Consider the following 14,106-nt stretch of genomic DNA (forward strand, 5'->3'; position numbering starts at 1 on the left):
CCGGTGGCGAACGCAGGTCATCCCCCCGGATTGGTGACCTGGATGTAAAACGAATAGCTGCCGAGCAGCACCCAGAACGTGGCGAAAATCCAAGGGGTGCGCACGGAGAACAACAACGACTTGCGATAGCCCTTGTGAGAAGACTCCATCTCGCTGAACAGCGGCGACTCGTCGTAAGCCAGGCCCATCAACGGCTCGCTGCGCAGCAGCTCACTTTGCTTGAAATGCCAGTGGTCAATGATGTCGTAGGCCGCGCGGATGCCCGGCCAGGCGTTAAGCGAACTGAGCATCCCCAGCAACGCCAGAAACGCCGGTACCACCAATGTGAACAACTTGCCCCATTCAGGATTGAGGTTGGACATGCAGGAAGCGAAGGCAATCACCAGGAAGGATTGCGCGGCCAGGTAGGCATCGGTGCGGTTGGCGAGGATGCTGGTTTCGTACTGGATTTCGCGGCGGTAAAAGTCCAGACGCTCCTTGGGTGAGCCGAACATCTTGGCGTTGTGTTCGGTCAGGGCTTCTTCAGCCGTTGCTTCGGTCAATATTCTGGGCACGACAATCACACAGCAAATGGGAAAGCGTTTAGAAGTAGCGGCCGCGGACAAGTTCAGCTGGATTTCAGTGCAGCCGCCACGCTGCGGTCAACACCCCGCCAGGATCTTGCACCGGATCGCCGAGGGGCAGCGAAACGGCGTTGATCCTGGCCATGGACTCATCGTGACTGACCGGATTGGGGCGTTGAATTCACTTCATGGCCGAAGAAATGATTTCCACCAGGTTGAGTTGGGTAAAGGGTTTGGACAACCGTGGCAATTCGACGGCAAAGCCTTCGAGGCGCTCGGCGTAACCGGTGGCGAGCACAATCGGCAACTCGGGCTTCAACAACCGCAGTGCATGGGCCAGTTGGGCACCGCTCATCTGCGGCATGGCCATGTCGGTGATCACCAAGTCAATGTCTGGCGTGTTGTCGAACAACGCCAGGGCTTGTGCGCCGGACGCCGCGCTGATCACCCGGTGACCCAGGTCTTCAAGTAAAAGACCGGTGCTGGTCAGCACCAGGCTGTCGTCGTCCACCACCAACACGCACAGCCTGTGCACCGGTTCGACTTGCACGTCCTCGATCACTGGCCTGGCGACTAAAGAGTGGGTGGCGACGGGTATCCAGAGCTCGGCGGTCGTGCCGTTGTCCTTCTGACTCTTGAGGAGGAAACGCCCGCCCAACTGTTCGATAAACCCATGAACCATCGACAACCCCAGGCCCGTGCCTTTGCCGACGCCTTTGGTGGTGAAGAACGGGTCCATCGCCGAAATCAGCGTCGCCTGGTCCATGCCCTCGCCGGTATCGGTGAGCCTGAGGCAGACATAATCGCCAGGCGCCAGGGACAAGGTGTTTTTATCGCGCAGTTTCTCGTTGCTTGCACTGATAACGATGCTACCGCCATGCGGCATGGCGTCTCGGGCGTTGGTGGTGAGATTCAGCAGCGCGAGTTCGAGCTGGTTGACGTCCCCCTTCACCGGTTCAAGACCCGCTGTAAAACGCGTTTCGAGCTTGATCGAGGGCCCCAGTGAACTGCGCAACAGCCCGGTGAGGCCCTCGATCAGTTTGGGTATTTCGATGGACTCGAACTTGAGCTCCTGGCGCCGCGCAAACGCCAGCATCCGTTGGGTCAGCGATACACCGCGCAAGGCGCCTTGCGTGGCATTGTCGACCAGCCGGGTAATCTTCGGATCGTCCGCCACCCGTTTGCGCACGATTTCCAGATTGCCGAGGATCACCGTCAGCAAATTATTGAAGTCGTGGGCAATCCCGCCGCTGAGTTGACCGATGGCCTGCATCTTCTGCGCCTGGAACAACGCTTCGCGGGTTTGCTCAAGCGTTTGCTGGGCCAGGGTCGCTTCGGTGATGTCACGGGTGATCTTGGCAAAGCCCAGCAGCGTGCCGGTCTCGCCCCAGATCGGATCGACCACGACGTGAGCAAAAAACTGCGTGCCATCCTTGCGCACGCGCCAGGCCTTGTTTTCAAAGCGCCCTTCACGCGTGGCAATCGCCAGCGCCCGTTGCGGCTCACCGGCCGCCTGATCCTCAGGGGTGTAGAAGATCGAAAAATGCTTGCCGATCACTTCCTCGGGCCGGTATCCCTTGATGCGTTGGGCACCCGGATTCCAGTTGGTCAGGCGTCCTTCCGGAGAAAGCATGTAGATCGCGTAGTCCGTGACACTTTGCACCAGCAGGCGAAACTGCTGCTCACTTTGCTTGAGGGTCTCCTCGGCCATTTTGCGGTCGGTGAGATCACGGGTGATCTTGGCAAACCCCAGGAGTTTGCCCGTCGGGTCGATGATCGGGTCGATGACCACGTGCGACCAGAAGTGCGTGCCGTCCTTGCGTACCCGCCAGCCTTCACCTTCGAACCGGCCTTCCCTTATTGCCGTATCCAGCGCCCGCTGGGGCAAACCGGCCAATCGATCTTTCTCGGTATAAAACCGTGAGAAATGCTGGCCAAGGATTTCGGCTTCCTCGTAGCCCTTGAAACGCTTGGCGCCGGAGTTCCAGCTGGTGATGATCCCGTCGGGATCAATCATGTAGATCGCGTAGTCCACTACCGCATCAATCAACAGGCGAAAGCGCATCTCTTCGATGGCATTGGCTTTGGATTGGTCGTCACTCATCGATCACACCCGGGCGCGTTGTTGTCATGAAGACCGGCTTTCTGCAAACGGTCTTGGTGAAGTATGCGACAAAGTTCAGGATTGGAAAGGCACAAACTTGAGTTCAGTGGAGCGCCGCCACCAGAGCGCCTATGCTCGACGCCAATCCAGCTTCCCGGCCAATAAAAGGCGTTCCGATGATTCTGATGCTGTTACCGACTGCTGACTACGACCCCACCGAAAGCAGCGTGCCCTGGCAAGCCATGCGCAATGCCGGCATCGAGGTGTGCTTTGCGACCCCTGAAGGGCTGCCCGCCTACGCCGACTCGCGGCTGGTGGACATCGGGTTTGGCCCGTTGAACCCGCTGTTGATGACGCGCGACGCCGACCGTGCAAGCTACGCACGCATGATCGAAACCCCGTCGTTTCAGGCACCGCTGGCCTACGCCGATATCGACCCGAACCTGTACGACGGGCTGCTGATACCCGGCGGCCATGCCAAGGGCATGCGCAGCCTGCTCGAATCCGATCAGGCCCGGCGCATTGTCCTGCACTTTTTCAAGGCCGACAAACCCGTGGCGGCGGTTTGTCATGGCGTGTTGTTGCTGGCCCGTACCCTCGATCCCGATTCAGGGTTGTCGGTGTTGCATGGCCGCAAGGTCACCGCGCTGCTGGCCAATACCATGGAACTGCCGGCGTGGATCATTACCGCGCCATGGCTTGGCCGTTATTACCGAACCTACCCGCAGACGGTCGAAGCGGAAGTCACGGCTGCCCTCTCCAGCCCCGCGAACTTCCTGCGCGGGCCGCTTGTCGCGACCCGTGATTCGGCAGGCCAGACACAACGAGGGTTCGTGGTGCGCGACGGTCGCTTACTGACCGCGCGCTGGCCGGGAGACTGTCATCGCTTCGCCGCCGAATGGCTAGGTTTGCTTAGCGATACACGTACTTGACGATGTAGGCGTACAGGTCGTTGTAGACGAAATCCGGCACCTGTTCCAGGTAGGGCCGGGCTCTGGATAACGCCAGGTGACACTCCTTGACCATCTCGTCACGCTCGCGAGGCGTGTAGATGTGGTTGTTGATGATGTTGCCGTACGCGCTGTACAGGGTCGGTGCGGTCAAGGGGTCCGTGTCCGCTGCTTTGGGATAGGTGCTCTGGATGCGCAAGGCACGCTCTTTCAACACGCCGAGCCCGCGTTCATACACAGTGATTTGTGAGCCGCCGACCGCTTTTGAAGCGGTTTCGAACGCCAGGAGGATTGTCTGGACATGACTCATGCCTGCCTCCAGCGTCGCCAGCGTGACAAACCGTCCGAGTTCAAGGGTTTCCAGGCTTTTGAGCGCGAGCTTGATGCTCGACAGGTGCGCGAACTCTTGCGAGCAGCCGACGATGTGGGTTTCGAACTGATAACCGGCCGCCGTCGCCAGAGGCGGAAAAGCCGCGAAGTCGAGGCTGTCGAACGCACATTCCATGATGATGTTGTATTTGAGCGTGAACGCTTCGGTAAAGATCTTGGCGCTGACCTCGCGGACAAACGCTTCGGTGTGCTGGTACGCGTGAAGGACACCGAGCTTGAGCATGTCTGCGTATTGGGGATGCTGCTTTCGGTATTCAGGCAGATAGAGCCGGACGTACTTGGCATAACGCCCGGACGGCAGGAGTTTAGTCTCCAGCAGGCAGGTCTTGCCCGAGCCCTGTAACCCTGCGACCACCAGGATCTTCGGGGTTTGCTCGGCGGTGATGCCGCTGAAGAGCGTGGTTTTGATGCTGTTGAAGGCTGCGGTGACCTGTTCCGGGGTGTAGGTGTAGAGAGGGGCTGGTGACATGCCTTGATATCCTTATCAAAGTTTTACAACGAGTGATTGCCTGTCCCTTGAATAAAGCGTGTTTTGCCGATTGTTCAAATGGGCATGTCTTTCAAGATATGTCACTGATTTTAATAGGGAAAAATCCTACGCAACCGGCTGAAAATGCGTCGACTGAACTGACCACCAGCGCGGCAGAAGTTGTTTGACCTTGCTTTCGCCAAACCGGTCATCAATCAGCATCACCACCCCTTGATCCTGTTGCGTGCGAATCACCCGCCCAGCCGCCTGCACGACTTTCTGCACCCCGGGAAACAGGTAGGTGTAGTCGTAACCCGCGCCAAAAATCGCCGCCATCCGGTGCTTCAGTTGTTCGTTGACCGGATTGAGCTGCGCCAGGCCCAAGGTCGCAATGAACGCACCGATCAACCGTGCGCCCGGCAAGTCGATGCCTTCGCCGAACGCACCACCCAGCACCGCAAAGCCGACGCCCTGGCTCTCGGCGGTGAATTGATCGAGAAACGCCTGGCGCTGTCCCTCCGCCATGCCCCGCGACTGCGACCACAGCGTGATCTGCGGGTGTCGCTCGGCCAGCAACTGCGCCACTTGCTGCAAATAATCGAAGCTGCTGAAAAACGCCAGGTAGTTGCCGGGGCGTTCGGCAAATTGCCGGGCGATCAGTTCGACAATCGGCGCCAGCGAGGCCTGTCGATGGACAAAGCGTGTGGAGATCTGGCTGACGATGTGCACTTTTAGCTGGTCGGCATGAAACGGCGATTCGACATCGATCCACACCGAATTCGCCGGGGTGCCCAACAGGTCGGCGTAGTAGTGCCGGGGGCTCAGCGTCGCTGAAAACAGCACGGTGCTGCGCGCAGCGGTCAGGCGCGGGCGGATGAAGCCGGCCGGCACCACGTTGCGCAGGCACAGTTGCGACAGGTTGCGCTTGCGGTCGAGGTCGCGTTTGCTGATGTCGAACAGAAACTGTTCATCGAACAGCTCGGCCACCCGGCTGAACCGGAGCATATCGAAATAGAAGTTCTGCAAGGCGCTGTCCAGACCTTGCGGGTGATCATTCAGGTAGTCGCCAATGCTGGCGCTGCACGAAGACACCGTCTGAAGCAGTTTTTCCGGGGGCTTGTCGTAAGCCTGATAGGCGCCGAGCTGGAGGTTATGCAGCGCGTTCCATTCACGATTGACCCGCTGCAACGCGTTCTTCAGGGCTGGCGGCGCGATTTTGCGCACCGCGTTGAGGGCCGCCTGGTCGAGGCTGGCGCTGTACATCTGGCGGCCGCGCTCGACAAGGTTATGGGCCTCGTCGACCAGTACGGCGACGCGCCAGTTATTGGCTTGCGCCAACCCGAACAGCAGCGCGCTGAAATCAAAGTAATAGTTGTAGTCGGCGACCACCACGTCAGCCCAGCGGGCCATTTCCTGGCTCAGGTAATACGGACAGACGTCATGCGCCAGCGCGACCTCGCGCAAGGCGTTCTGATTCAGCAGGTTAAGTTGGCTGGCCGCCTGGCGCGCGGCGGGCAAGTGATCGTAAAACCCCTGTGCCAACGGGCAGGATTCGCCGTGGCAAGCCTTGTCCGGGTGCTCGCAGGCCTTGTCCCGGGCGATCATCTCCAGCACTCGCAACGGTGGCGAATGGGCGCTGTCGAGGATCACTTGCGCAGCATCCAGCGCCAGCTTGCGGCCCGGGGTTTTCGCTGTGAGGAAGAACACTTTGTCCAGTTGCTGCGGCACCAGCGCCTTGAGCATCGGAAACAGCGTGCCCACGGTTTTGCCGATACCGGTGGGCGCCTGAGCCATCAGGCACCGGCCGGTGCTGACCGCTTTGTACACCGACTCCGCCAGATGCCGTTGCCCCGGACGAAAGTCCGGGTGGGGAAATGCCAGTTGCTGTGCCGCATGATTGCGCGCTTCGCGATGGGCCATTTCCTGCTCGGCCCAGTGCAGGAACAACCGGCAATGGTGTTCGAAGAACTGCTGCAGTTCGGCGGCGCTGAAGGCCTCGACCAGACAGGTTTCCTTTTCGCTGACTATGTCGAAGTACACCAGCGCCAGATTGATCTGCGCCAGCGCCAGGGTCCGGCACATCAATGCGCCGTAGATCTTCGCCTGCGCCCAGTGCAACTGGCGGTGATTGGCCGGTTGCTTGCTGAGATCGCCGCGATAGGTTTTGACTTCTTCCAGGCAGTTTTGCACCGGGTCATAGCCGTCCGCCCTGCCCTTCACCTTGAGGGATTTGAACGTGCCTTCAAGGGCGACTTCGCTTTGATAACTGTCACTGCGCCGCGACGCGACCGTGCGGTGGCCGACGATGCCTTCCAGCGCAGTCGGTGACGGGGTGAAGCGCAGGTCGAGGTCGCCGACCTTGGCGGTGAATTCACACAACGCCCGCACCGCAATGCTGTAGCTCAAGCGCTCTGCTCCGACCATTGCACATAGCAAACGGCAATGGGCATCTGGTGTTCATGGCAGAACTCCAGCCAGCGCAGCTGGTTGTCTTGCAGGCGATCGCCAGGGCCTTTGACTTCGATCATTCGATAGGTTTTGTGCTGCGGCCAGAACTGAATCAGGTCCGGCATGCCGGCGCGGTTGGCCTTGATGTCCAGCAACAGCCGATTGAACCAGTGCCTGAGGTGTTCGGCGGGCAGGCAATCGAGGGCTTGCTCCAGCAGCTCCTCGCTCAACGCGCCCCAGAACACGAACGGCGATTGCACGCCCCACTTGGCCACATAACGTTCGCGGATGGTCTGGACGTAGCGCCCGTCCTCCAGTTCCGCGAGGCAGCGCTGAAACAGCTCCGCGCGGCGGCCACGAAAGTCTTCGTTGAGCAGGTCCACCGGGCCGCGCTGGAACGGGTGGAAAAACGCGCCCGGCAACGGCGCAAAAATGGCCGGCCAGCACAGCAGCCCGAACAGCGAGTTGATCAGGCTGTTCTCGACGTAATGCACGGGCGCGGATTCCTCGGCGAGGTGCGCCTGAACGTAGTATTCGACCGACTGCGCGAGGTCGCTCCTGGGCAGTTGCAGGTCCAGCCGCTGCATGGCCCTGGGCGACGGCCGCTTCAGCGGCGGACCGCCGAGCTTGCGCCGCAGCCTGGGCAAAACCCGCTGTAGATGCTGGTGCTCGGTGGCGCTTTGCGGTGCCAACTGGGCGAGCGTCGCCAGTTCCATCGCCAATTGATACTCGGCACACCGTTCCAGCACACGAATCAGCCGCACACGGGCGCCGGGATAGGCGCAGTGGCGGTAAATGCTCATGGCGGTAGCGAAATCCGCCACCCGCTCGCAATGCTGGCCGAGTTGGAACAACAGCTTGGCGCGACGCCGTTGCAGCCACGGGTTGTCGAGTTCCAGGGCGTTGATCTGCTCGACAATCACGGCCACCTCTTCGCCCGCCTCCAGACGTTGCTGGCAGTGGTGCAGAAACATGCCGGCGTCGACGTCTTCACGGCAGCGCAAGCCTCGGGATTCAGCGCAGAACTCGACCTTCTCGTAGGTAAAGATGCCGAGATCGGCCAGCACGAACTCCGACCAGTCCTGATACAGGTTGCCGAAGAACATCAGCCGCAAGCGGTCGCACAGCGTCATGATGGTCAAGGTGAACAATCTGTCATGCAGTGGCGGGCACCATTGAGCGAAGCTGTGAGCCTCGCCAAACCGTTCGCTCAAGAGGGGTAGCCAATCGCTTTTCTTGCCTTTGGGTTGTTCAATGGCCGCGCCAAAGCACTGGACAATTTCGGCCTTGAGCAACACGTCGAACAATTCGTCGATAGACAGTGGGGTCTGCTCGTCAATCCAGCCGGCCGCCAGCAACGGTTCGGCAGCGCGGGCAATATCACCGATTTCAAGGTAATTCAGTTTGCCTGCGCGAAAATGCACGCCCTTGCGCATCACCATGCGCACCAACAATGCCCTCGACTCGCGGGGCTGCCGGCTAAACTCACGAATGAAGGATTGTTCGTCGGCGCTCAATACATCGGCATAGCGATGCTCAAGCCAATCAAGCACTTGCATGAAGTTGTTCAAGTAATAGAACGGGTCGTCGAGGGGATTTTCGGTCACAGGGGACAGGGCCATGGCGAGCGAGTACTGGTTATGCGTACAGATACCAGCTGCGTACGGTCCGGCGCAAATGGAAAAAGATAGGCGGCGGCGATTTTTGACCGGCATCGAACTTTCTGCCGATCCGTGGCACCAACCGGCATAGCGGTTTTTTTCACCATTGTTAGAGGTGTTTATGAATATCAAGACTCTAGGGTTGCCACTGGCCATCGCGGCGTTCCTGGCATTGGCCGGTTGCTCGACGCAGACGGTCGTCACCTTGCAGAACGGCACCCAGTATTTGACCAAGGACATGCCGAAAACCAAGACCAAGGACGGGTTCTACGAGTTTGAGGATATTTCTGGCGCGAAAGTGAAGGTCAACGCCAATGACGTGGCGACGGTTCGCAAGGAAGACTAAGACCGAGTCATCGTTCTTCGCGGGCAAGCCCGCTCCCACAGGGATTTCGCAACACTGGAGATCCATTGTGGGAGCGGGCTTGCTCGCGAAGGGCCTTACCGGCGCCCCATCAACCTCAGGCGATCACAATCCCCGAGCCCGACAAACTGTCCAGACCAACCCCCACCAACGTCACCGAATCGGCGCCAAACGTCAGCAGCGTGTCGTGCCCGACCGCCGAAGCGTGCGCCCGCACATCATCGTTCGGCGCCACGCCCTGCACCCCGAGAAACACCAGTTTGTCGTTGGCCTGATAGCCGACCACCCGATCCTGACCAAACGCACCGCTGAACAGGAAGGTGTCTACCCCGCCTCCCGACTCCATCAGGTCATTGCCCGCGCCGCCGACGAATACGTCGTTGCCCCTGCCGCCGATCAAATGGTCGTTGCCATCAAGCCCGAACAGCCAGTCGCCCGTTGAATGCGCCGTCAGCGTGTCGGCGCCCGCGCCACCCTTTACCGACGAGGCGTACGCCGTCAGGTTGTTGCCGGCCACCAAGCCGTTGGCCGTGACGCTGTGCGTCACGTCGTCCTTGAACAGTCCCCAGAGAAACCCCGGTTCCTTGGTCACGATGCTGCCAATGTCACGAGTGATGCTGATCCCGCCGTTGGCGTCGCGCACGTACAGGGTGCCGGCGCCGTCGTTGGCGAAAGCAAACTGTTTCACCGACTGCTGCAAGTCCAGCACGTTGCTGCCCTTGCCACCCAGCACCATGTTGTAGCCGCCGGCATCGCGGAACGTATCGTTACCGTCGCGTCCTTCGAGGTAGTCATTGCCCTTGCCGCCCTGAATCAGGTCGTTGCCGTCGCTGCCGATGATAAAGGTGCTGCCCTTGTGGGTTTCGGCGTTGCGATTCAAGTCCTGAACCCAGGTGTTGGCCCGCGCCGGGTCCGACAGGTTGGCGACGACGATCGTCGAATCCTTGCTGGTGAGGTCGTAGAACTTCGACTCGATCACCCGGTTCATGCCGTCGCCATAAGCGGTCGGCAAATGCGAAATCCAGGTCGGGATGTTGAGAATGGAGAACGGCAGCAGGTTCCACGCCGTCGAGGCGTAGTGATCGTTGAAGCTGACGATGTTGTCAGTCGCCGAGGCCTTGGCCGCATCGTGCACGCCCACGGATGACAGGTTGAACGCGGAGCCGTCGAGGGCGCGGAACACCGGATCGTTCTCATAGCCGACGTTGAGCACCTTGTCCGTGCTGCTTTGGGTTGGCGAGGCGTAGGCGATGTAGCTGGAGTCCTTGAAAAACCCGCCCCACTGCCCCGTGCTCAAGTCCGCCAGGCTGTTGACCGCCAGTCCGCCGAGGCTGTGGCCGCTGACCAGCACGTCTTGGCCCGACAGGCCATTGGCCTTGGCAAACGCGGCGACGTCACTGAGTAAATTGCCGAACGCCTGGCCCACGTAATTTTTCGCGTAGTCCTTGGGGCCGAAGGCCGACAGCAGGTCGTTGATCACATCGCCCAGGGAATCGCTGATCAGGGTTTCCCGAGGACCACTGGTGCCCCGAAAGGCGATGCCGATTTCCGTGAGATGGCCCTGAGCGTCGTACTTGCCAAGGATCTCCACCTGCGCCGTGGTGTAACCGGCCTTCTCGCCGTAGAAGGTTCCGTGCGCATCGGTTTTGCCGTCATAGCCCAATTGCGAAGCGGTGATCGGCGTCCAGCCGGCCTTCTGCACCGCCTCGAGCGCGGCTTTTTCCGAATCGGGGTTCCACGGGATACCGGGGATGGCGCCTTGGGAATCGGTGCCGCCGAGCAACGCGGTCACCAGCGTTGCGGGCAAACCCAGGCCAAAGCCGTTGTGCTGATAACCGGTGGCAAAGCCGTTATCGAGGTTGTGATAGGAATACAGCGTGATGGCCATCGCATCGCTGAACAATGCTTTGGAATCCGCTGTGCCGAGGTTTTTGTAGTCATACACACCCATGGGTATTGCCTCTCTTTTGTTGGAATTGTCAGAGATAGCTCACGGCCGGAACGCCAAACCACAAGGCGTCCCGGCGTATTCAGTGCAATGTCTTTTGGCGTTATCAGAACTCCCAGTCCAGGGTCAGCCCTACCCCGTGATCTTTCTCGCTGGAACCAATCAGCCCGTTGTAATCCAGGCTTACCCGAACATCCTTCGCCACGGCCAAACCGGCCCGTACGCCAATCACGGCGGCGTCGCGATCCAGCGACACACTTTGCACGCTGAACGCGGTGTTGCCATTGGCGAAGGCCAGATGATCTTCGGAATGCACGCTGCTCAGGTTGTGCTGCCAGCCGAGGGTGCCGGACAGTTGCAGTTGTTGTGTTTCGGACAGGGCAATGGCTTTGCTCGCCCGCAAACCGAGGGTCGAAAGCACCGCGTCACGGTTGTCCTCACCGCCCTTGAGCGCAGCGGCGTCGCCCTTTTCGGTGAAGCTGTCGCTGTTGAGGTGCACGTACGCGAGGTTGGCAAACGGTTCCAGCGCCAGCGGTTGCACGTCGAGGCGATACGCCGCCTCAGCGAACAACTGCGCGGTGGTCGCATCGCGTTTGGATTTCTGCTTGCCGCTGACGTCGCCGAATTGCAGGTCGCGTTTCACGTCGATGCGATGCCAGCTGTAAGCGCCGCCGACACTCAACCGCAGCGCGTCGATTTCGTGCCCCAGGTACGCGCCCAAGTGGTAGCTGTCGACGGATGCCGACGAGTGTGTGCCATCCCCCATGCTCAACGAACTGTCGCTGTAGCCAGTGACGAAACCCAGTCGGGTGTTTTCAGTAATCAAACCGTCGACACCGGCCAGCAAGCCGCCAATCGAGCTGTTGGAACTGGCGTTGTCGTTGCCGCCAGCGCTTTTGCCCCAGGCACCAAGGACTTTTGCCCAGGCGTTACTGCGATCATCGGTCGGTGCCGCCGCATCAAACAGATCCCGCTCGCGCAGGCGTTCGCCGACGGCATCGCGCAGGTAACGGCTGTCGTTGATCAGCAATGTGCCGATTGCCGGGTGAATCTCGCCGGACAACTGCTGGAACGCCTGTTGCGCGACGGCAGCGGTGGGCGACAGCAACAGGGTTTCGTACAGCGCATTGCCCGCGCCCAGTTGCTCGGCGGCGGCGGCCACGGCGCGTTGGTTCGGGGTTTGGCCAGCGCTGGCGAAGGACGCGGCATTGCGCTCGACCGCCAGTTGAATGCCATTGGCCGAGTAGTCCAGGGTGCCGCCGAGGAACAGGTAGTTCGGCACCACCGCCCCGAAACGTCCGTCGATGCCGCCGGCTGCTTGCAGAATGTTGTACTGCCGGCCGAGCAGGGTTTTCGCCTCGCCAGTGGTCAGCAGCGTCGGGCTGTTTTCCAGCGACAGGCTGACGGTGGCGCCGTCGATCACGGCTTTGCCGGCCGCCACGATCTGGTCGCTGCGGGTGGGCGACAACTCCACGGCGTAGGTCGAACCCGGCTCGAAGGTCACGTCGCCGGCCACTTGCAAGGTGCCGATGGAGTTGCCCGGTGCGACGGTGCCGCCGCTTTTGGCGGTCAATGCGCCAATGCGACCGTTACCACCCAGAATGCCGCTGTCGTTGACGGTGACTGCCGAGGCCAGTGAACCGTTGATCGCCAGCCGACCCTGATTGACCAGCGTCGGGCCGGCGTAGGTGTTGGCGCCAGTCAGCACCAGCGTGCCGAGGCCTTGCTTGGTCAGGCCGCCATGGCCGGAAATGTCGTTGCGCCAGGTGTCGAGCCCGCAGTGCACGTCGTTGCACACGCGCTCGGTGGGTTTGCCGGCGTCGATGATCGCGCCGATGCCCGGCAGGTCTGCCACAAACTGGCTGGAACCGTAGGCCCCCGGAATGCGGAACTCTTCGGGAATGTCCTGCTCGGTGACGAACATCGCCGGGCCGTCGATGCCTTTGCGCAGGTTGATCATGCCCCAGCCGTACAGCGCGTCGACGCCTGGCGTGCCCATGTCGGTGGCGGTGGTGCGCAACACGCTGGCGACCTGCGCGCCGGTCATGTACGGGAACCGTTCCATCAACACCGCCATCGAGCCCGCCACGTGCGGGGCGGCCATGGACGTGCCGTTTTTGTTGGCGTAGTCGACGGTCAGGTTGTCGGCATTGGTGCCGCCGATGACTGCGCTGAAAATCCGCGTGCCGGGGGCCGACACGCAGAAACTCGCGGTGTAGCCGCAGCGCGACGAGAAGGTGCTGATGTTGTAGAGGTCGGGGCTGGTCAGATCCGGGTTCTTCTGCAACGCCGCTACGGTGACCCAGTTCGGCGCGATGTCCGGAACGAAGTAGCCGAGGCCGGCGATGGCGTCCGGGTTATTGAGGTTGTAGTCGTTGCCGGCGGCGAAGATCGTGACGATGCCGCTGCGGGCGGCCGCGATGGCGCCGTCATAGGCACCGCCCTGGCGAGTGCCGAGGATCGGGCTGATCTGATTGAACTGCAACTAGGCGTCTTGCACGGTGAAATGCGGGTACGCCGGGTTGCGCCCGCCCAGGTCGAAGCGGTCAGTGATGCCGATGCCCCAACTGTTGTTGATGATCCGCGCGCCGCTGGCGATCAACGCATCCCACCCGGCCTTGTACACCGCGCCGTCGTTGCCGAGGATGATCCCGTCTTCCGGCCCAGGGTCGCCGTTATCGGCGCTGATGATCTGCGCGTTGTAGGCGACGCCGTGCATCGGGTTGCCGTCGCGGCTGCCGGCGGCAATGCCGCCGACGTGGGTGCCGTGGGAACCGAGTTTGCCGTCGGAGCCGACCGAGGGCGAGCCGTCATAACGGAACGCGTCCCCCGCTTTGACCGGGATGTAAGGGTCGGTGTATTCGCGGATACCGCTGGTGACCAGGGTGATCACTTTGTCGGCCCCGGAAAATTCCGGGTGTCGGGCGTAGACCGGTTGGTCGAAGATCCCCAGTTTCACGCCCTTGCCGGTGTAACCGGCGGCGTAGGCGTCTTGCGCGTTGATCGCGCCCAGGCCCCAGTCGGCGTTGAATTCAGCGCTGCGCCAACTGCCGGGATCGCCGGCCCGGCCGCTCTCCACGTACGGTGCGGCGTGCGCGGTGCCCCAGGTGGCCAGTGCGCAGAGCAAGGCCCGGTTAAGGGTTTTCAAGGCGAATGTGTTGTTGTTCCTGACGTTCATCCAGCGACCATCCTTAGTTGTGTTGCCAAAA

At 61.0% G+C, this 14,106-nt stretch carries 8 protein-coding genes and 1 pseudogene; 2 read left to right on the forward strand and 7 right to left on the reverse strand.

Annotation, left to right across the window (positions count from 1 at the left end; genetic code table 11):
* Positions 1-17: 17 nt before the first annotated feature.
* Positions 18-554 (reverse strand): hypothetical protein, encoded by a 537-nt coding sequence (locus ACQKP4_RS04320; protein ID WP_427630736.1) that lies wholly within the window; start codon positions 552-554, stop codon positions 18-20.
* A 190-nt stretch (positions 555-744) separates the two neighbouring features.
* Positions 745-2,667 (reverse strand): PAS domain S-box protein, encoded by a 1,923-nt coding sequence (locus ACQKP4_RS04325; protein ID WP_427630738.1) that lies wholly within the window; start codon positions 2,665-2,667, stop codon positions 745-747.
* Between the two features lie 176 nt (positions 2,668-2,843).
* On the opposite strand from ACQKP4_RS04325, the gene ACQKP4_RS04330 reads away from it, so the two are divergent.
* Positions 2,844-3,599 carry a type 1 glutamine amidotransferase domain-containing protein gene (locus tag ACQKP4_RS04330; protein WP_427630740.1) on the forward strand — a complete coding sequence of 252 codons (756 nt, stop codon included), beginning with the start codon at positions 2,844-2,846 and terminating at the stop codon, positions 3,597-3,599.
* Here the strand turns inward: ACQKP4_RS04330 and ACQKP4_RS04335 are convergent.
* The 3 genes from ACQKP4_RS04335 to ACQKP4_RS04345 all read right to left on the reverse strand — a co-directional run bounded on the left by ACQKP4_RS04335 (position 3,580) and on the right by ACQKP4_RS04345 (position 8,546).
* The gene (locus ACQKP4_RS04335; protein ID WP_427630741.1) at positions 3,580-4,476 is read right to left on the reverse strand and encodes a zeta toxin family protein; all 897 of its coding nucleotides are present in this window, start codon (positions 4,474-4,476) and stop codon (positions 3,580-3,582) included. The genes ACQKP4_RS04330 and ACQKP4_RS04335 overlap by 20 nt on opposite strands.
* A gap of 126 nt (positions 4,477-4,602) precedes the next feature.
* Positions 4,603-6,882, reverse strand: coding sequence for an ATP-dependent DNA helicase (locus ACQKP4_RS04340; RefSeq protein WP_427630743.1), 2,280 nt, complete (start codon positions 6,880-6,882; stop codon positions 4,603-4,605).
* Positions 6,879-8,546 (reverse strand): VRR-NUC domain-containing protein, encoded by a 1,668-nt coding sequence (locus ACQKP4_RS04345; RefSeq protein WP_427630745.1) that lies wholly within the window; start codon positions 8,544-8,546, stop codon positions 6,879-6,881. The genes ACQKP4_RS04340 and ACQKP4_RS04345 overlap by 4 nt, the downstream gene beginning before the upstream one ends.
* Positions 8,547-8,706: 160 nt before the next feature.
* Between ACQKP4_RS04345 and ACQKP4_RS04350 the strand changes: the two genes are divergently transcribed.
* On the forward strand, positions 8,707-8,931 hold the full coding sequence (locus ACQKP4_RS04350) for a YgdI/YgdR family lipoprotein (protein WP_427630747.1): 225 nt from the start codon (positions 8,707-8,709) through the stop codon (positions 8,929-8,931).
* A 115-nt stretch (positions 8,932-9,046) separates the two neighbouring features.
* On the opposite strand, the gene ACQKP4_RS04355 is transcribed toward ACQKP4_RS04350, so the two are convergent.
* Both ACQKP4_RS04355 and ACQKP4_RS04360 read right to left on the reverse strand, forming a co-directional pair.
* On the reverse strand, positions 9,047-10,900 hold the full coding sequence (locus ACQKP4_RS04355; protein ID WP_427630749.1) for a polyurethane esterase: 1,854 nt from the start codon (positions 10,898-10,900) through the stop codon (positions 9,047-9,049).
* Between the two features lie 103 nt (positions 10,901-11,003).
* Positions 11,004-14,075 (reverse strand): annotated as a pseudogene (locus ACQKP4_RS04360) (autotransporter domain-containing protein).
* Positions 14,076-14,106: the final 31 nt, after the last annotated feature.

It is taken from the genome of Pseudomonas sp. NPDC086278 (assembly GCF_050280905.1).
Lineage (GTDB): Bacteria > Pseudomonadota > Gammaproteobacteria > Pseudomonadales > Pseudomonadaceae > Aquipseudomonas.